Below are 20,019 nucleotides of genomic sequence, written 5' to 3' on the forward strand. Positions count from 1 at the left end.
ATTTTAAAGTGATGTTTTTTGATAATTTTTCAATTTTAATACACGCCTTAAAGAATTAAGAACCCGTGTAGAAGTGCTTCAGTACACGATTTAAGATATAGTTAATATTGAATTATGTGTCATTAAACAGTGATTAAGTTAACGTTTTATCACTATATTGTGGTTTTATTGAAAAATATTTAAAAATTTGCCTTATTTATTGAAAATTATTACATTTGCATCCTCAAATAATTAACTATTAATAATTAAGCCATGCAAAAAAAACTAATACTGCAATTTATTTTTCTATTTTCTTTATTCTCTCATTTGGCATTCGCTCAAGTAGGGATAGGCACCCCAAATCCGGACTCTTCTGCCATGCTGCAGATCAGTGCTAAGGACAAAGGCGTTCTTTTCCCGAATATTGCTTTAAGCTCATTAACTGATAAACTTACAATTCCTTCTCCGGCAGACGGCCTTATGGTGTGGAATACCGGAACGGGAGGCCTTGCTGAAACCGGTTTCTATTATTGGAATAACCTGAAATGGAACCTGATCTCAGTGACTGGAGCCAGTTCCGGGAATGGGGTCAATTCCGGCAGCGGAACTGCAAGTGCCACCTGGAACAATATGGGAACAAACACTGGTAATTACGGGGGCGCCGATACGAATCTTTCACTGGGGACCTGTACCCATGACGACCTGGTCTTCAAAGTAAATTCTGTAAAAGCAGGAAGGCTGGGAACAGACAATTCAATAAGCTTGGGAACAAGTGCCAATGCAGGTCAGAACGGTATTGCCATCGGAATCGGAAGTTCCGCGTACCAGGGAGTCTCTGTAGGAAACGAAACTTCTGTAACGGCTAATGATGCCGTAGCCGTAGGTAATAAGTCCACTGCTGCAGGATACCAGTCTACCGCAGTAGGATATCATGCGAAAACGAATAAAAATGAATCCATCGCTATAGGGAACAATTCTCTTACAGACGGGTTTCAGTCTGCGGCGATAGGGTATAATGCCAAAACAACGAATAACGAAACCACTGCTATCGGTAACAATGCAGTTGCCAATGGATTCCAGTCGATTGCTTTAGGATATAAAGCCACCACCAACTCCAACAGTGAGACGGCAGTGGGATACAGTACCGTAACCAGCAATGAGAACTCTACGGCATTAGGTTCAGGAGCCAGCGCCTTAGGGCAGTTTTCTACGGCCCTTGGATATGGAGCAGCCACTTCACAGGCTAATGCTGTTGTATTAGGTAATAATAATGCGAATGTAGGCATTGGTACCAGCACTCCTAATACGTCGGCAAGACTGGATGTGAGCGGACAGTATAAACTGGGAGAAAAGGGTACAGTCAACAAAAATCAGATGAGTTTTGAGGTGTGGCCAAGTGTCTCAATCTACAATATCGGCCCAGGAAAGTCCACAACGATGAATATCGCTGTTCCGGCTAATTTGCAGCCCGGATCTACCAGAGCAACCATTGTGGTAACTCCGGCAGGGGATTTTGCAGGAAATACTACTTTCTCTATTTCAAATCCGAGAATGACGTCGGCGACGAATATTACGATAAATCTCACAAATATATCGTCAGGTCCGGAGAGCCTTTATTCTGCACATTTCTATGTGATGATCAATGAATTTTAAACTATACTGAGGATGATAAAGGGAGGAGATTTCAATTTTTTTGAAGTCTCCTTTTTTGTTTACTGTTGAAATCATAGAATGGTAATTTTATCGTCCAACCGTCTTGATGCACTAAAACAATTCAATAACCATCATTTTTTGTATAAAAATTTATAAGTTCGCGGAATTAAATATTCAAACTGATAACCAATACAACATGAGATTATATTTTACTTTTCTATTACTGCTTTCTATGACTTTTTTGTACGGACAAAACCAGAAGAAAAGTGCTTACATTCCTGTAGAGATTACAAAAACCGACGGCAACAGAATGAATGTTCTGGTGAGCCGGGTGCAGATCCCGAAAATCAGTACTTTCAAAGATGTACTGGGAGGCGGAGATGTGAATACCAAAACGAAAATAGAATTCAGAACCTCAGAGTCATCACCTGTGGAAAAAATAGCAGCAAAGGAAATTGCAAAAATAGTTTATCTGGACGAAGGTCATGAAGAAGCAGTGTCTTTTGAAAAATTAAAAATAAAAGAATTCGACAGAAACGGAGTTCTGAAAGATGCTGACAATGATGTTTTCCTGTCCCGTATCTATGACGGTAAAATTGGAGTATATGGTCATCCGAATATTCTATGTACGAAAAATGGTCAGGTCGGTCCATATCGGTGTGAATATACCTATTCTACATTCTATCTTAAAAATAACGGGGAAAATTTTGCAGTGATGCCTTTGGATATCAATCTTTTTGATGTACAGCGAAGTTTTGATAATTTCGTCGGTGCCTTTAAAGTAGCCGGAAAAGACTGTCCTGCATTTGAAAAGTATCTTGCCTCCTTCCGCGGGAAAATGGAAGACCGCAACTTTCAGAAAGAGATGAGAAAGGGAATAACAGAGTATAAAAAACAGGTCATAAAACAGGCGAAGGACAATGATCTGGATACCGGAGAAACCCTTGATTACATCAGCCGTAAGATGTTTGAATATGAGGCCGCACTTTATCTCGGTATTGTTAAAGAATATGAAAAAAACTGCCCTTAAAAAAGAAAGGATTTCAATTCACTGAAATCCTTTTTATTGTTGTTGATTTTTATCTGATAATTCTGTCCAGAACCCAGTTGATGAGATTTTTTTCAGAAGCGTGATGATCTGCTGAAAACTCTCCGCGTCTTCTGTTGGCAATCACATTATTCACGGTAATCGCCTGGTGGCCCAATAATTTTGAAAGCGCATAGATCGCAGAAGTTTCCATTTCAAAATTGGTTACCCCCAAATCATTCAGGGTTTCCAGAAACTGATCATCCAAGGCTTTTAAACGGAGCTGTCTACCCTGGGGAGCATAAAATCCCGGGAAAGTAGCCGTATTGCCGTGGTATCTGGCATCTTTATACAATTCTCCCAAATCTTCAGACCAGTCGGCAAAATAAAGCATCGGTTTAATCTTCGTATAAGGGAATTTTTCCAGGAAGTTTTTAGAAAATTCATTTTCGAACGAATAGTCCTGATAAAAATGCATCAGACCGTCTAATCCCACCACATTTTGGGTCACCAGCATATTGTCAACCTGTACATCAGGATTCACACTTCCGCATGTTCCCATTCTGAAAAGCTGAAGAGTCTTATGTTCTGTTTTGAATTCTTTATTTTTAAGATCAATATTTACCAGGGCATCCAGCTCATTCATAACAATATCGATATTTTCGGTACCAATACCTGTTGACATTACCGTTATCCTTTCCCCTCTCAGGGTTCCCGTATGGGTATAAAATTCTCTCTTATTTTTCTGAACTTCCACTTTGTCAAAATATTTTGACACTTTGGCTACCCGGTCAGGATCTCCTACAAGAATGATTTTTTCTGCAATATCTTCCGGTAAAAGATTTAAGTGATAAACACTTCCGTCGTCGTTCAGAACCAGTTCTGAAGCTGCTAGTTTATTCAGCATGATATGTTTTTTAATTTAATTAATAAAAATGGCTTTTGTCCGGAGTCTGCTCTTTATAAATGCTGTTGTTTGCATTTGTTTATATTTTTTAAAAAAGCACAGATTAATAAAAGGCTTACTGCAAACTCCGCAAAATGTTATATTTTACGATTATTTTTTGTTTTTCAGATGTCTGATGTCCTTAATTTACTTTTTACGGACGAAAGAAGAAGTGAAGATACAGCTTTTTGTCGGTTTGAACTTTATTTTTATCCCATAAATTGTATGGTACGGAAATGTAATTATTATTTAACCCACCGTTAAAACTGAAACAGCTTAGAAAAGATATTTTTGCCGCAAAAAACTGATGAGGTTTTATCCGATATTTATTGTTCTTCTTCTGATAGGCTTTGCCGTCATGTCATTCAATCCTGTTTACAAAAGTACAGAAACTGAAAATACTGCCGTCACCGAGGGGCTTGCCGATTTTAAAAGCAAACTGGAACGCCTGAAAATTGATGCATACCATTTTTCGGAAGATAAAATTTCTCCTGAAGAACTCCGGAAATCATTAAGGAATACACGGAATTCTTTTAAGGAAATTGAATTTTATGTCGCATACCACTATCCTGAGTTTACAAAGACCCATCTTAATGCAGCACCGCTGTTTCATATTGAAGCGGCCGGAACCAGTGCGTATACGCTTCCTCCCGAAGGGCTGCAGGTTCTGGATGAACTTATATTCTCCGATGAAGCCACAGCTGAAAAAGAGAAAATAAAAACAATGACCGACTTTTTATACAACAGCTATTCCGGATTTTACTTAAGTTCAGTCAAAAACGGCCTCAGCCGGGGGAAAAATAAAACACTGCCTCTCAGAATTGAGCTGATCAGGATCTACAGTCTGGGCGTAACAGGTTTTGATACCCCCGGATCCTTAAATATATCGGAAGAAGCCGGTCATGCATTTTCAGGGATGAAAAAGTATATTAATAATGATATCTATTTTAAAAATTATAATCTTCAGAACGCCAATCGGATTTTGACTGACGGGGTCGCTTATTTATCAGAAAATACAGATTTTGAAACTTTCGACAGGATAGAATTCTACAAACTGTACATTCAGCCACTGTACCGGGAATTCGGAAGCTGGGACGGAAATGAAAATGATCTGAAAGAATTTTCAGGATGGAATGTTAACAGTACAAACTTTTTCAGCAGTGATTTTCTTGATCCTTATTTCTACACGCTCCTGAAATCCGGTGAAGATAATGCTGAACTCAGAAAATTAGGAAAAGATCTCTTTTATGACCAGTATCTGAGTGAAAATTCAAAGATGAGCTGTGCAAGCTGTCATTTGCCTGAAAATGCCTTTACAGACCTTAAACCAAAATCCGAAAGCAATCTTGAAGGCAAAACAGTGCTCAGGAATGCGCCGTCACTGTATAATGCTGTTTTTGCAAAAAGGTTTTTCTATGATCTCAGGGCTTTTTATCTGGAGCAGCAGGCAGAACATGTGATCTACAATGATCAGGAGTTTAATACCAGCTACGAAAGCATCATTAAAAAGTTAAAAACAAAGCCCGGATATAAAAAAGCCTTTAAAGCCGCCTTTAAAGATGGGAAAATTACTAAAGAAAACTTTTCAAAAGCCCTGAGTTCTTACGTGGCCTCACTGTATTCTTTTGAAAGTGATTTTGATAAATTTATGAGGAATGAAAAAGAGATTTCAGACGATGCCCGAAAAGGATATAATCTCTTTATGGGAAAAGCCAATTGTGGCACGTGTCATTTTGCGCCTCATTTTTCAGGATTGGTTCCTCCTTTTTTCAATGAAAATGAATCTGAAGTGCTCGGGGTCACCAAAAAACCGATTAACCACAAACCTCTCGAACTTGACGGAGATAAGGGACGAATAGACAGTCCGGTAAAAAAAGAAAATTCATGGATCTACGAAAATTCATTTAAGACCACTACAGTAAGAAATACTGCCCTTACAAAACCGTATTTTCACAACGGAGCTTTCAGTTCCCTCGAAGAAGTTCTTGATTTCTACAATGAAGGCGGTGGGGAAGGATTGGGACTGATAATAAAAAATCAGACACTTTCTCCGGATAAACTGAATCTTACCTCAACGGAAATGAAGCAGATTATTGCATTTTTGAACTCATTAACAGACATTAGCGAAACCAAAGCAAAATAGGAGGAATATGATTCTGAAAAATCTGTGTCTTCTGCGCAAAGTATATTACTTAAATTAACTTAAGTGTTTAGAAATCTGGGATTTTCTTTGTGGTTATAGACAACCACACGAAGGGATTCGTGCGGTAGCGGCGTGGATTCGTGCGGTAGCGGTGTGGATTGGTGCGGTAGCAATGTGGTAGCAGTGTGTGGTACTTACTTTCTCACCTTAAGTATACTTTAGAAAGCTAAAAAAAACCGCAGAATTAAGTTCACATCAGGTGAAAATCAAAGATTTTCAAAAAAACTTATGTGTACTTCTTTGCGTAAAGTATATTACTTAAATTAACTTAAGTGTTTAAAATATTTCGGATCTGCTTTGTGATAATAGAAAAGTTTAAACAGCTTTAATGAGTTTTAAAAACAATTTCAAATTCCGACCGGAATTTTAAGCTTTTTTTAATTTAACATAAAATTAATTTAATTAACGTTCGGTTTTCTATTAATTAATATTGGTCCTGATTTATTTAAACTCCTATTAATAGAGGGTTCGCAACATTCAGATAGCTTTGCAGCATCTAATACATCTAAAAATAAAATGAAGAAAAAACTACTCTCAATTGCGACTCTGGCGTTGATGACAAGTTCTGCTTTTCAGGCGCAGACTTTTATTTTCAACAAAAACTCAGCGTGGAGCTATAAAGACAACAATGTGGCTCAGCCTGCTCAGTGGAAAGAAAAGACCTATGATGTTTCTTCGTGGTCTACGGGTAACGGACCTCTTGGATATGGCGATCCGGTAACGACCACCATCAGCTCAGGACTGGTAACCGCTTACTTTGCTAAGGATATCACCGTAAACCTTTCAGACCTTACGGATACCATGGAACTGGGAATCATGAGGGATGATGGTATTGTCGTATACCTTAACGGCGAAGAAATCGTAAGAGACAATATGCCGGCGGGAACGATTACTTTCGATACCTGGTCCAGTACTACCATCGACGGGACTGCAGAAAGTACCTATAATATCTTCTCTATACCGAAATCAAAATTTGTAAACGGGACCAACAGGATTTCTATTGAATTACACAACAGAGGTGCCGCAAGTTCTGATCTCAGGATCGATGCTTACCTTAAAACCGTAGCCAATACAACAAATCCGCCGGTAGCCTGTAATGCAGCGCATATCAGCTGCTTTACCTCTATTGTTCCCACGGCGCAGACCAATAAATTAATTATTCCTACGGAGCATAAGTATCAGCTCATCCTGAAAGAAGGCGACAGCTATACAGAGGGCGGTGGACTGGTTGGCGGTCAGAACGATTTTACAGCCTATGTTCCTAAAACCGGAAGCAGCACCAACGGATTTCTGTCAGTAAACCACGAAACCAATCCTGGTGGGGTAACGATGGCGGAGATCAACTATAACGCAACATCAAAACTTTGGCAGTTATCACGGTCAAGAGCGGTAAGCTTTTCAGATCCAAGTCTGGTCCAGACGATCAGAAACTGTTCAGGAGGGGTAACACCTTGGGGAACCGTAGTCACAGCGGAAGAATCTGTAACATCCAATGACGTGAATGCCGATGGGATGAAAGACTACGGATGGCTGGTCGAAATAGATCCCACAACTGCTCAGGTAGTTTCTAAAAATGCAGACGGATCAAAAGGAAAGCTGTGGCAGATGGGGATCATGAATCATGAAAATGTGGTGATCAATAACGCGGGAACCACCGCTTACTACGGAGAAGACGGCGGAACACACATGGTATATAAATATGTAATGGATACGCCGAACAACCTTGCATCTGGAAATCTTTATGTATTGAAACTGGATCAGGGATTGACAACGGCAGGAGATCCGGTAACAACTACCGCTACGTGGGTTCAGGTTCCTAACAAAATGAAAGCAGACCAGAACAATACAACTGCATTGGCGCAATCTCTTGGGGGAACACGATTCAATGGAGTGGAGGATGTAGACATCAGCCCGCTGGATGGTAAAATCTATTTTACAGCCAAAGGTTTAGACAGGGTATACCGTATGCAGGACAACGGAACTACCGTTACCCAGATGGAAACCTTTGCAGGAGGATCTTCCACGGTTTATTCTTTCGATACCGCTCAGGGAACAAAATCTGAAGCCTGGGGAGACGGAAACGATAACCTTACGTTTGATGAACTTGGAAACCTTTGGGTATTACAGGACGGTGGCAAAAACTATATCTGGGTAATTGCTCCGGATCATACTGCCGCCAATCCTAAAGTGAAGCTTTTTGCTTCCATGCCTGCAGGTTCAGAACCGACCGGTCTTACCTTTACGCCTGACCATAAATTTGGTTTCTTCTCTATTCAGCATCCGGATTCTACCATTGCGACAGATGTAGATGCAACAGGAAATACCATCGATTATAAAGGGAAATCGGCAACCATCGTAGTGGCCCTTAAAAATAATCTGGGAACAACAGGTTCTTTAGGAACTGTAGATGTACAGAAAGAAAATACGGTAACCATTGCTCCGAACCCGACCTCAGGAGTTGTAAAAATCAATTCTCCTAAAGGATTGAAAGATATCGTAGTAACAGCCTACAGCATCGACGGGAAAATTGTTTTCAGCAGGAAATTCCAGGGAACAAACAAATCATTGGATCTTGATTTCACTTCTCAGCTGGAAGCATCAAGAGTGTTGATCTTAAATATTGAAGCAGAGGGCGGATTCCAGCAGACCGTTAAGCTTCTGAAAAAATAACTTATTAATAATTTTAGCTGCCGGTAATTTATTATCGGCGGCTTTTTTAAGTATGAAAAAACTTTTTGTTATTATTTCCCTGCTTTCTCTTGCTGAGGTCAATGCACAGATTGATCCGGTAAAATATCCTACGTATACCAATATCGATGAAGCCTTACAAAGCGGAAAAACGGTTTACAGCATGAGTTTCAGAGAAAAAGGACTGTTTAATATTCCTCCCCGGATCAAAGAGCTTTCTTCTATATTTTTTCTGAATATCATGGCCAATAAATTAGAGAAGATGGATGCTGAGATATTTATGCTGAAAGAGCTTGAGATTTTAAATGCCAATGAAAACAGCATCAAATTTATCCCCGACGAAATAGGGGAACTGACAAAGCTGACAACACTTTCGATCAACCTGAACAGCCTGACGGATATCAATCCTAATCTTGCGAAACTTCAAAACTTAAAATCAATTCACCTGGACGCCAACAGCCTGAATGTTTTTCCCGAAGCTTTACTCAGAATTCCTTCTCTGGAAGAGATTAACTTACAGGGAAACCAGATCAGTTTTATTGCCGAAGATCTCTATAAAATTCGAAACTTAAAATCATTAAACCTTTCTTCTAACCAGATTAACGATCTTGGAAACCTTGCCTTTCCCAAAAATATTAAATACCTCGAGCTTCAGCAGAATGCCATTGTAAAACTTCCTGACCATTTATTCCGCTCGGCAAAGCTGGAATTTTTAAATGTAAGCGATAATCGGATCAAAGAAATCTCACCCCGTGTAAAAGGGCTAAAGTCTGTGGTCAGCATGAATCTGGCTCATAATGATCTCAAAGATCTTCCGGTGGAATTCAAATATCTGACAAATCTGAAAACACTGATTCTCATAGGCAATCCAATGACTGAAAACACAATTGCTAAACTGAAAGGCCTGATGCCCCAGACACAGATCTATTTCTAGATTATCCGCCGACTCTTTTAGTTTTATATCCCATTTCCTTAAGGATATCCATTATTTTATCACGGTTATCTCCCTGAATGATAATCGTTCCGTCCTTTTCAGAACCACCGATTCCCAGTGTGGTTTTTATTTTTTTCGAAATTTTCTTCAGGTCCTCATCACTGCCTTCCCAGCCTTCAACAATCGTGACAGGCTTTCCGTTTCTTCCTTTTTTCTCAAATTTACATACCAGAGGCTCCTGCTGCTTAAATTCATCCTTAGGCATCTCAAAATCCTGCTCATCGTGCTCAGGAAAAAGGTTTTTCAATTGATCTCTTAAATCCATAAAGCAAAATTAATAAAATATTTAAGTCGGGAACAAGCAGTCCCGTAAAAAAAGACTGTTTGTGATGGGTAAATTGCACATATAGCAAATCAGCAGGTACACCGTTCATTCTGAAGGATGCAGGCAGATCTATTGCGTCCTTTATTCAGGAAAAATAAATTCTAAAAATGAAATTGCAGAAATCAGCGAAATCTTTGGATATAAAATGTGTAAAGCTTACTTCAATAAGCAGACTGATAAGCGTAAGGCCTTACATGATATTCTGAATATTGAAGATCCTTTTTTATTCTTAAAAGACAGTGGATTCCTCGATCCTTATATTCAACAATAGGCTGCGGAAGATGAGGTATGTGATGTGATTTACATGAAAAATTCCGTATCCAAAAATTGCCGGTATAAAATCAGTGTAATTCAAATCTGATACGTTTCCGAAGCCAGTCAGATTTATAAATTCAGATATGCAGAACTTCAGAAATAACCCAAAACCCCCACAAGAAAACAAATTTTAAACAAAATTTAAGTCTGTCCGTTCTTAAATTCATTTCAAAATAAATAAATTTGTCATACAAAAGTTTACATAATGTCGAAAAAAGCAATATTAGCGATCCTTGACGGATGGGGATTGGGTATCAATCCGGATGTTTCTGCACTGGATAAAGCAAACACTCCCTTTATAGATGGTTGTCTTAAAAATTTTCCCCACACGACGCTCGAAGCAAGTGGTCTGGCAGTAGGTCTTCCTTTTGGACAGATGGGAAACTCTGAAGTCGGGCACATGAATCTGGGAGCAGGAAGGGTAGTATACCAGAATCTGGTAAAGCTTAATATGGCTGTGGAAAATGGTTCATTAGGCCAGCAGAAAGTAATTCAGGATGCCTTTGAATACGCAAAAAGGGAAAACAAAAAAGTACATTTCATCGGTTTGGTTTCAGATGGAGGCGTACATTCACATATCAATCATTTAAAAGGATTACTGACAGCCGCCAGTGAGTTTGGCCTGCATGAGAATGTTTTTGTGCACGCTTTTACAGATGGAAGAGATTGTGACCCTCATTCCGGATTAGAATTTATTGATGAACTTCAGAAGCATATGACCCTTACTACGGGAAAACTGGCCACTGTGACCGGACGTTATTATGCCATGGACAGAGATAAAAGATGGGAGCGCGTAAAATTGGCGTATGATGCAATGACTGCAGGGGTAGGAACACGTACTACCGATGCGCTTACTGCTATTAAGCATTCCTACGAAAATAACGTAACAGATGAGTTTTTAACGCCTATCATTATGATCGATTCAAGGCAAACCGGAAACGTAGTGCCTGTAGCGAAGATCGTGGATCATGATGTGGTTATCTGTTTCAATTTCCGTACAGACAGAGGAAGGGAAATTACAGAAGTACTATCCCAGAAGGATTTCCCGGAATATTTCATGCGAAATCTCGACCTTTACTATGTTACATTGACCAATTATGATAAAACATTCCAGAACGTACATGTTGTTTTTGATGAAGAGGTGCTTCATGAAACGATGGGTGAGGTCTTGGAAAGAAACGGAAAAACGCAGATCAGAATCGCTGAAACCGAAAAATATCCTCACGTGACATTTTTCTTTTCCGGAGGAAGAGAAGAAGAATTTAAAGGAGAAAGAAGATTGCTTTGTCCAAGCCCGAAGGATGTGCCGACTTATGACCTGAAACCTGAGATGTCAGCGTATGATATTACCAACGCCATCATTCCCGAACTGGAAAACGGAAAGGCTGATTTTGTATGTTTGAATTTTGCAAATACAGACATGGTAGGACATACCGGTGTTTTTTCGGCAGCCGTAACAGCAGCGGAAGTGGTAGACAGCTGTATTGAAAAGGTAGCGACTGCTGCTTATGAAAACGGATATGCCGTTTTTATCCTGGCGGATCACGGAAATTCAGACGTCATGATTAATGAAGACGGATCACCAAACACACAGCATTCTACTAATCTTGTTCCTTTCATCGTTATGGATAAAGACCGTACCTGGAATTTAAAACCGGGTAAACTGGGTGATGTGGCTCCAACGATTTTAAACGTTATGGGAGTGGAAATTCCGGAAATTATGAACGGAGATATTTTAGTTAGCTAAAATTAAATAATAATGTTATATAAATGCCGTTATAATATGAGTAACGGCATTTATTTATGATTTATATCAGGCACGATTGTTGTTATGCTTACAATAATAAATAAATCATATCTTTGCAAATTAAAATCTAAATAGTAAAAATGTATCAAAAGCTTGTCAGAAAAGAAGTAATGGGGATTCTGGAAAAGGAAGTTGGTTCTTTCCTGGATAAATTTTTAACGCCGATCGAAAAGATCTGGCAGCCTTCAGACTATCTTCCTGATCCTTCAAGCCCAGATTTTAAATACGATTTGGAAGAGATCCAGACTTTCGCCCGCGAGATGCCTTATGATCTTTTCGTCACATTAATCGGAGACTGTATCACTGAGGAAGCTCTGCCGTCTTACGAATCATGGTTAATGGGAGTAGACGGAATAGATCAGGAAAAAAATGAAATAGGATGGGCCAACTGGATAAGAGCATGGACCGGTGAAGAAAACCGGCACGGTGACCTTTTGAGCAAGTATCTGTATCTGTGCGGAAGGGTGAATATGAGAGAACTTGAAGTTACGACCCAGTATCTGATTAATGACGGTTTTGATCTTGGAACAAGCATGGATCCGTACCGAAATTTTGTTTATACAAGTTTCCAGGAAACAGCCACCAATATTTCTCACAGAAGAGTAGGAACATTAGCAAAGCAGTCCGGAAACGGAAAATTAGCGAAAATGTGCGGTGTGATTGCGGCTGACGAGGCAAGACACGCAAAAGCTTATAAGCATTTCGTAACTAAGATTTTAGAAATAGATCCATCGGAAATGATCCTGGCATTCGAAGATATGATGCGTAAGAAGATCGTTATGCCGGCGCATATGATGAGACAGTCCGGACAGAAAGCCGGTGAACTGTGGGGACATTTTTCAGACGCTGCACAGAGATGTATGGTGTATACCGGTCAGGATTATATCAATATTCTGAAAGATCTTCTTGACGAATGGAAAATCGAACATGTAAAAGGGCTTAATGAAAAAGCAGAAAAAGCTCAGGAATACCTGATGAAATTACCGGGAAGACTGCAGAAGATTACCGACAGGATTTCGACACCTGATTTACAGTTTGAGTTCAAATGGGTAAAAAGCTAGTGATAAATTATAATTAAATGATAAAGTGGAGTGCTAATTTTTTTAGCACTCTTTTTATTTCTTATCTTTGCCAATCTAAATCATAATCAAAAACATGATGAACAATAAGAAAATTGCTGTTGATTTTGACGGAACTATAGTGGATGATGCATATCCGGCAATTGGCAAACCAAAAATTTTTGCCTTCGAAACATTGAGAAGACTTCAGGCTGAAGGATACCGATTAATTCTCTGGACGTACAGACACGGAAAAACACTGGATGAGGCGGTAGAATTCTGTAAAAAGAACGGAATAGAATTTTATGCCGTCAATTCAAGTTTCGATGGTGAAGTATTTGATTCTGCAAGCCAGTCCAGAAAACTGGATGCAGACTGGTTTATTGATGACAGAAATTTAGGTGGCTTTCCGGGTTGGGGCGAGATCTACAATATTATTCAGGAAAGAATAGAATTCCGGGTAGAAGGCAAAGAAGTCCTGGCCTACTCAAAGCTTAAAAAAGAAAAGAAAAAGGGATTATTCTGGTAGAATATTCAATCTAACAATTTAACAATATAGCAATTAATCGTAACACACCGTTATCGTCACGCTGATGCACTGTTATAGGGTTACATTTATAAATTAGAACATGATTCAATTAAAAACAATAGACGAGCTTCGTCTTATGAAAGAAAGTGCCCAGTTAGTTTCCAGAACGTTAGGAATGCTGGCGAAAGAAATAAAACCTGGGATTACCACTTTATATTTGGATAAATTAGCGCATGATTTTATTAAAGATCACGGTGCAGAACCTGCATTCCTGGGATATGGAGGCTTTCCGTATTCGCTGTGTATCTCTCCGAACGAACAGGTCGTTCATGGCTTTCCAAGCAACGAAGAGATCAGAGAAGGAGATGTACTTTCTGTAGACTGTGGTGCTGTCTTAAACGGGTTTGTGGGTGATCATGCCTACACTTTCGAAATAGGAGAAGTAAAGCCTGAGACTAAAAAATTATTGAAAGTAGCCAAAGAATCTCTCTACAAAGGAATTGCACAATGTGTGAGAGGAAAGAGAATCGGAGATATTTCCCATGCCATTCAGTCCCACTGTGAAAAAGAAGGCTATGGTGTTGTTAAAGAGCTCGTAGGACATGGAGTCGGAAGAAAAATGCACGAAGATCCGCAGGTTCCGAATTACGGAAGACAGGGAAGTGGTAAAGTAATCAAAGACGGGTTGACCATTGCTATCGAACCAATGATCAATCTTGGTACGGAAAAAGTGAAATTCCATAATGACGGATGGACAGTCACTACCCTGGACAACCAGCCTTCGGCGCACTTTGAGCATGACGTGGCTGTTTATAACGGAAAACCGGTGTTGCTTTCTACCTTCCAATATATCTATGATGCCTTAGGGATCGTAAGTGATGAAGAAAAGCCATTTCAAATGGATTTTTAATGAAACAGGTAACGAAGTTTTTATTAAATAAAATTCCGCGTCCATGGCTTATCAAAATGAGTATCTGGGCGAGACCTCTGATTTATCAGTTTTTTAAAGGCGATCAGTTTTATGATCCTATCGATGGGAGATCTTACCGCAAATTTCTTCCCTACGGATATGGAAAACAGCGTGAAAATGCACTGTCTCCGGGAACTTTAAGCCTGGAACGGCATCGCCAGATGTGGCTCTATCTTCAGAACGAAACCGATTTTTTTATTAAAAACCATAAAGTGCTTCATATCGCACCCGAGCAGGAGTTTTTGAAGAAATTCAAGAGAATGAGCAATCTGAATTATGTTTCTGCAGATCTGTTTTCGCCCATTGTAGATGTAAAGGCAGACATTCTGGATCTTCCTTTTCCGGATGAAAGCTTTGATATTGTATTCTGTAACCATGTGCTGGAACACATTGAAGATGATGCTAAAGCAATGAGTGAGCTTTACCGGGTAATGCGGCCAGGAGGGTGGGGAATACTTCAGGTGCCGATGAGAAATTCTCATGAAAAAACCTATGAAGACTTTACCATTAAAGATCCTAAAGAACGTCAGAAACATTTTGGTCAGTATGATCATGTCCGGTGGTACGGAATGGATTATTTTGACCGTTTGAGAAAAGCAGGCTTTGAAGCTGAAGCCAACTTATATTCTCAGCAGTTTTCAGAAGAAGAAATTGAAAAATACGGGTTAAGAAAAAATGAAATCTTACCTCTGGTTTTCAAAAAATAAAAGGACCGTCTTCATAATGGAGACGGTCTTTATTTGTACTCAATTTGCCGGGAGGATAAAAATAAAGCGATGGAACGGGATAAACCGTTCTCAGAATGAAAACGGTTAAATTTTTGTGTTCCGGTGTTTTATATGATCAGTGAGATGAAACAGCTTTTAAACCTACCACGGAACCGATAAGCGTGACGATAAAAAAAATTCTCCAGAAGCTTACAGGGTCTTTAAAAAAGAAAATTCCCATTAAAACCGTTCCTACCGCACCTATTCCTGTCCAGACCGCATAAGCCGTCCCGATGGGTAGTGTCTGCGTAGCTTTTATCAGTAGCAGCATACTTACCGTGAGGGATACCAGGAAGCCGGCAAACCATAAATACATGCTTGTTCCCGAAGTTTCTTTTACCTTTCCTAAACACGAAGCGAAAGCGACTTCAAATAGTCCCGCGATAACCAAGATAATCCAATTCATTTTTTAATTTTTCTGCTGCAAAGTTCCCTATTTCCAGCTCGGAAAAATTTTACAATTGTTAAAAAATAAAATTATTTATTGCATCGATCCATAAAACTTCGGTTTTCAGATCCATCATAATTTGACCTCTGCCCGGATTCTGCTTAAGCTCACCTGTGTGATGCCTAAATAAGACGCAATATGGCCCAGCTGAACCCTTCTCAGAAGATGCGGCTTGTTCCTCATGAGGTCAGAATACCGTTCAAGTGCCGTTTTATACTGTCTGGAAATAATCAATTCTTCTGTTTTTACGAGTTCTTTTTCTGCAAACTTCCTTCCCCAGTTCGCGATATGGATATCTTCACTGAATAATTTTCGAAGGCTCTCCGTTTCAAGCCGGTAGAGATCACAATTCTCCAGAAGTTCTATATTTTCGTAACCCGGCTTATCCTCCACATAGCTTTTCATGGATACCACTGTTTCCCCTTCGCTTCCGAACCAGAAAGTAATTTCATTTTCTTCCCTTGTCGCATACGCACGCAAAATCCCTTTCTTTACAAAATAGAGATAGGGAATCACTTTTTCAGCCTGCATCAGGCAGAAATTTTTAGGATACGAGACTTCGGTAATATACTTTTTCAGGTTATTTCTCGAATCATCCGGTAGCGGCTCTATGTTGTCAATTATTTCGTCAATACTCATACAGGAATTTCTCCGTTCAAAATTATCGGTTTATAATATGGAATAAAAAAGAATTGACAGAAAATTTGAAAAGAATTTCAAAAATTATAGGATAAACGTTTAACCTAAATTAACGGTAAACGATGACGAAACTGTTAATAAGCAGGTAATCTTTGGTTAATAGAACAGTAACAATAAAATATACATGTTTGATTTGTAATGAGTTAATATTTTTAAACATACTGCAAAAAAAAAGTGCGAAAATACATTTTTTTTTGAATTGGCCAAGAAAACCAGGCTATTGTTTTATATGTATATTATAAGATAATTTTGCGCTGTAAGTCAATCGTATGAAAAGAGCTTCTATTAAAGACATAGCAAGAATTGCAGGGGTTTCCGTAGCAACCGTTTCTTATGTCTTAAATAAAAAAGAAGGAAGCAGAATCAGTGAAGCCACACAGCAGAAAATCTTCGATATAGCTGAAACGATTAATTATACTCCGAATAAAATCGCAAAAAGCCTGAAAATGAGCAAAAGCAAACTGATAGGACTGATTTTGGCGGATATTTCAAATGACTTTTACTCCAGTATTGCCCGCTGTATCGAAGACGAAGCCATGAAGTACGGATATACTATATTGATCGGCAGTTCAGACGAAAATCCCGATAAATTCAAAAAACTGACGGAACTTTTTTCCGAACAGCAGGTAGACGGAATGATCGTAGCCCCGGTGGTAAATTCAGACGAATCTATTTTAAAACTGATCAGAGAAGAATATCCTATCATCACCATTGACCGTTACCTGAAAAATGTAAACATTCCCGGCGTGATGATTAATAATTCAGAAATATCGGAATATATTTGCCGCTATGTCCTTAAAAAAGATTTTGAGGAAATCATTTATGTGGGATACGATACTGAACTTCCTCACCTGCAAGACAGGCAGGAAGGTTTTGAGAAGGGAATGGCCGGTGCTCAAATTTCAGTAAAAAGATTACTGGTCGGTATAGATCGTATTACTGCTGATGTTCAGACTGCTCTCCAGGAAAACCTTGATCTCGCATCGAAGAAAACAGTCATTTATTTTTCCAGTAATAAACTTGCCATTGCCGGACTGAGCTATTTTACAGAACATCAGATCAAAGTTCCGGATGATATTTCTGTCATTGCATTTGATGAAACGGAGGCATATAAACTTTTCCCTACAGAAATAAGCTTTGTCCGGCAGCCGCTGATAGAAATGGCAAAAGAAGCAGTACAATTACTTGATGATCAAATCAGCAATTATGCTACTGACGGCAGGAAAATTACCTTTCCGGCTAAATTAATTGAAAAAAATTCGGTACAATAAAAAAAATTATATATTAGCTTAAACGTTTAACCTGATGAATAATAAAAATACATATATAGTCTGTTTCGGCGAAATTCTCTGGGATATCTTTCCGGATGGTGAGAAGGCTGGCGGAGCACCGTTCAATGCAGCTTATCATATTAAAAAAATGGGAATCGAAGTGAAAATGCTGAGCCGGATTGGGAATGACGAGCTTGGAAAGAAATTGACAGACCGGATGAAGGGCTGGGGAATTACCACCAGTTATATCCAGGAAGACCTTGAGCATCCCACGAGCACAGTACTCGCGAAAATTGATGAACACCATGAAGCAAGTTATGAAATCATTAACCACGTAGCCTGGGACTATATAGAATTCCTTCCTGAACATGAAAAACTCGTATCGGAGGCTGAAGCCTTCATCTTTGGAAGTCTGTCGGCAAGAAACGAAAAAACAAGGGAAACCCTTCTGAAGCTTTTAAAGTCTGCAAAACTCAAAGTATTTGATGTCAATTTCAGACCTCCATTTATTGATGTGGATCTTATCAGGCAACTGCTTCACCATGCTGATATAGTAAAGATGAATAAATCGGAAATGAGACAGATTATGGAATTCCTTGGGAAAGAATACAAAAGTGAAGAAGAAACAGCTGCTTTTATCCAAAAGCATTTTGACATCAGAGAAATCATTCTTACAAAAGGCAGCAAAGGAGCACGGTATTTCACAGGCGACACTCATTATGATTTTGCAGCCGTTCCCATTGAAATTGCAGATACGGTAGGAAGCGGGGATGCGTTTCTTTCCGGTTTTATATCCAAAAGAATCCTGGGAGGATCTCCTGAAGAGATGATGAATAATGCTGTATCCCTTGGTGCATGGATTACATCAAAATACGGGGCCTGTCCCGGCTATGACCTTCAGGAATTTGAAGCCTTCAAAAATAAACAAACGGGCATCCCCGGTAAACAGTAAAACCGGAAGACGGTATGGTAGTAATGCTCATACTGCCCCCGGTTTTTTTTAGGTTCATATCCTCTATCTTATGATCAGGCTAAAATAACAACACCCTGATTCATATTCAACAGGCAAATAAACAAATCTATGAGTACAGCAAAATTTACCGAAAGAAAATACCTCGTGGTATTGGCTTTTGTCACGTCACTATTCTTTTTTTGGGCTATTGCACTTACCATGGGTGATATTCTGAATAAACATTTTCAGAACGTCCTTCATATCTCAAAATCCAGGTCCGGGCTTGTGCAGCTCTCTATTTTCGGCGCCTATGCGTTGATGGGAATTCCTGCAGGACTCTTCATGAAAAAATTCGGCTATAAAATGGGTGTGATTCTGGGATTAACGCTATTTGCAGGCGGATGTTTTCTCTTTATACCCGCTGCAGACACGGCCTCATTCGGATTCTTCCGCATTGCCCTGTTTATCTTAGCATTGGGAATGGCAACTTTGGAAACCGTAGCTCACCCTTTTGTGGCGGCTCTGGGTGACGAACGAACCAGTGATCAAAGGGTTAATTTTGCCCAGTCTTTTAACGGATTGGGAGCCATCGCAGGCCCGTTGCTGGGTGGTCTGTTTATATTCAGTGGTTCTGCTGAAGATCATTCTCTGGATTCGGTAAAAAGCCTGTATACATGGATTGGAATTATCATTCTGATGCTGGCAGTTATTTTTTCGTTTATAAAAGTTCCCGATTTAAAAGATCCGCATGCAAAAGAAGCGGAACAGTTTGAGCGGGAAGGACTGGAGCGGGAAATAGAAACCGTACATTCCGAAGTTCCGCTCTGGAAACAGAGACACTTTGTATTTGCCGTGATAGCCCAGTTTTTCAATGTGGCGGCACAAGGAGGTACGTGGGCATTTTTTATCAATTACAGCGTTGAAAAAATGCAGATGCAGGAATCTCAGGCGACCTATTATTTCTCCATAAGTATGGCCCTGATGATGGGCGGAAGATTTATCGGAACATTTCTGATGAAATATATAGCGCCCAATAAAGTTCTGGCCATTTTTACGGCCTGTAATATTGTATTGTGCTTAATAGTGTCCCAAAGTTTCGGCTGGGTTTCCTACATCAGCTTGATCTTGCTTAATTTATTTTTAAGTGTCATGTATCCTACCATTTTCAGTCTCGGATTAAAAAAATTAGGCGGGAAAGTACAGCAGGCTTCCTCTTTTCTGGTAATGGCCATGTTCGGGGGAGCATTTTTTACTCCGATTATGGGAATGCTGGCTGAAAAAGATGTGGCGCATTCGTATCTGCTTCCGATCATCTGCTATGTAGTCATCATTCTGTTTGCGCTGAAATTCTATAAGCCGAAAAGAATACATCCGACAAGGAAATAACA

17 protein-coding genes are annotated in these 20,019 nt (G+C 39.5%); 13 read left to right on the forward strand and 4 right to left on the reverse strand.

Annotated features, from left to right (window positions below; translation table 11 throughout):
* Window positions 1-252: 252 nt before the first annotated feature.
* The gene (locus ODZ84_RS00995; protein WP_266175158.1) at window positions 253-1,632 is read left to right on the forward strand and encodes a hypothetical protein; all 1,380 of its coding nucleotides are present in this window, start codon (window positions 253-255) and stop codon (window positions 1,630-1,632) included.
* Between the two features lie 196 nt (window positions 1,633-1,828).
* Window positions 1,829-2,662, forward strand: a complete 834-nt coding sequence (locus tag ODZ84_RS01000) for a hypothetical protein (RefSeq protein WP_266175159.1) — start codon at window positions 1,829-1,831, stop codon at window positions 2,660-2,662.
* A gap of 49 nt (window positions 2,663-2,711) precedes the next feature.
* On the opposite strand, the gene ODZ84_RS01005 is transcribed toward ODZ84_RS01000, so the two are convergent.
* Window positions 2,712-3,566, reverse strand: a complete 855-nt coding sequence (locus tag ODZ84_RS01005; RefSeq protein ID WP_266175160.1) for a nucleoside phosphorylase — start codon at window positions 3,564-3,566, stop codon at window positions 2,712-2,714.
* A 346-nt stretch (window positions 3,567-3,912) separates the two neighbouring features.
* On the opposite strand from ODZ84_RS01005, the gene ODZ84_RS01010 reads away from it, so the two are divergent.
* The 3 genes from ODZ84_RS01010 to ODZ84_RS01020 all read left to right on the forward strand — a co-directional run bounded on the left by ODZ84_RS01010 (window position 3,913) and on the right by ODZ84_RS01020 (window position 9,430).
* Window positions 3,913-5,748, forward strand: coding sequence for a cytochrome-c peroxidase (locus ODZ84_RS01010; RefSeq protein WP_266175161.1), 1,836 nt, complete (start codon window positions 3,913-3,915; stop codon window positions 5,746-5,748).
* 576 nt (window positions 5,749-6,324) lie between these two features.
* A complete protein-coding gene (locus ODZ84_RS01015) occupies window positions 6,325-8,478 on the forward strand; it encodes an alkaline phosphatase PhoX (protein ID WP_266175162.1) in 2,154 nt (717 codons plus the stop codon).
* A 52-nt stretch (window positions 8,479-8,530) separates the two neighbouring features.
* The gene (locus ODZ84_RS01020) at window positions 8,531-9,430 is read left to right on the forward strand and encodes a leucine-rich repeat domain-containing protein (RefSeq protein ID WP_266175163.1); all 900 of its coding nucleotides are present in this window, start codon (window positions 8,531-8,533) and stop codon (window positions 9,428-9,430) included.
* Between the two features lies 1 nt (window position 9,431).
* Here ODZ84_RS01020 and ODZ84_RS01025 read toward each other — a convergent pair whose 3' ends face one another.
* The gene (locus ODZ84_RS01025; protein ID WP_266175164.1) at window positions 9,432-9,755 is read right to left on the reverse strand and encodes a translation initiation factor; all 324 of its coding nucleotides are present in this window, start codon (window positions 9,753-9,755) and stop codon (window positions 9,432-9,434) included.
* A 580-nt stretch (window positions 9,756-10,335) separates the two neighbouring features.
* Here ODZ84_RS01025 and gpmI point away from each other — a divergent pair.
* The 5 genes from gpmI to ODZ84_RS01050 all read left to right on the forward strand — a co-directional run bounded on the left by gpmI (window position 10,336) and on the right by ODZ84_RS01050 (window position 15,201).
* On the forward strand, window positions 10,336-11,877 hold the full coding sequence (gene gpmI, locus ODZ84_RS01030) for a 2,3-bisphosphoglycerate-independent phosphoglycerate mutase (protein ID WP_266175165.1): 1,542 nt from the start codon (window positions 10,336-10,338) through the stop codon (window positions 11,875-11,877).
* Between the two features lie 140 nt (window positions 11,878-12,017).
* Window positions 12,018-12,998 (forward strand): acyl-ACP desaturase, encoded by a 981-nt coding sequence (locus tag ODZ84_RS01035; RefSeq protein WP_266175166.1) that lies wholly within the window; start codon window positions 12,018-12,020, stop codon window positions 12,996-12,998.
* A 94-nt stretch (window positions 12,999-13,092) separates the two neighbouring features.
* Window positions 13,093-13,524 carry a BT0820 family HAD-type phosphatase gene (locus ODZ84_RS01040; protein WP_266175167.1) on the forward strand — a complete coding sequence of 144 codons (432 nt, stop codon included), beginning with the start codon at window positions 13,093-13,095 and terminating at the stop codon, window positions 13,522-13,524.
* Window positions 13,525-13,624: 100 nt separating this feature from the next.
* Window positions 13,625-14,434, forward strand: coding sequence for a type I methionyl aminopeptidase (map, locus tag ODZ84_RS01045; RefSeq protein ID WP_266175168.1), 810 nt, complete (start codon window positions 13,625-13,627; stop codon window positions 14,432-14,434).
* Entirely contained in the window at window positions 14,434-15,201 is a 768-nt protein-coding gene (locus ODZ84_RS01050) for a class I SAM-dependent methyltransferase (RefSeq protein ID WP_266175169.1), read from the forward strand. The genes map and ODZ84_RS01050 overlap by 1 nt, the downstream gene beginning before the upstream one ends.
* 136 nt (window positions 15,202-15,337) lie before the next feature.
* On the opposite strand, the gene ODZ84_RS01055 is transcribed toward ODZ84_RS01050, so the two are convergent.
* Together ODZ84_RS01055 and ODZ84_RS01060 are read right to left on the reverse strand one after the other, a co-directional pair.
* Window positions 15,338-15,667, reverse strand: coding sequence for a DMT family transporter (locus ODZ84_RS01055; RefSeq protein ID WP_266175170.1), 330 nt, complete (start codon window positions 15,665-15,667; stop codon window positions 15,338-15,340).
* Between the two features lie 114 nt (window positions 15,668-15,781).
* On the reverse strand, window positions 15,782-16,348 hold the full coding sequence (locus tag ODZ84_RS01060) for a Crp/Fnr family transcriptional regulator (RefSeq protein ID WP_266175171.1): 567 nt from the start codon (window positions 16,346-16,348) through the stop codon (window positions 15,782-15,784).
* Between the two features lie 329 nt (window positions 16,349-16,677).
* Between ODZ84_RS01060 and ODZ84_RS01065 the strand changes: the two genes are divergently transcribed.
* The 3 genes from ODZ84_RS01065 (at window position 16,678) to ODZ84_RS01075 (ending at window position 20,017) form a co-directional block, all read left to right on the forward strand.
* Window positions 16,678-17,679: a LacI family DNA-binding transcriptional regulator gene (locus ODZ84_RS01065; RefSeq protein WP_266175172.1), complete on the forward strand. Its 1,002-nt coding sequence runs from the start codon at window positions 16,678-16,680 to the stop codon at window positions 17,677-17,679.
* 34 nt (window positions 17,680-17,713) lie between these two features.
* Window positions 17,714-18,631, forward strand: coding sequence for a carbohydrate kinase family protein (locus ODZ84_RS01070; RefSeq protein WP_266175173.1), 918 nt, complete (start codon window positions 17,714-17,716; stop codon window positions 18,629-18,631).
* Window positions 18,632-18,760: 129 nt separating this feature from the next.
* On the forward strand, window positions 18,761-20,017 hold the full coding sequence (locus ODZ84_RS01075; RefSeq protein WP_266175174.1) for a sugar MFS transporter: 1,257 nt from the start codon (window positions 18,761-18,763) through the stop codon (window positions 20,015-20,017).
* The last annotated feature ends 2 nt before the right edge of the window (window positions 20,018-20,019 follow it).

The sequence above is a fragment of the Chryseobacterium fluminis genome (genome assembly GCF_026314945.1).
GTDB classification, from domain to species: domain Bacteria; phylum Bacteroidota; class Bacteroidia; order Flavobacteriales; family Weeksellaceae; genus Chryseobacterium; species Chryseobacterium fluminis.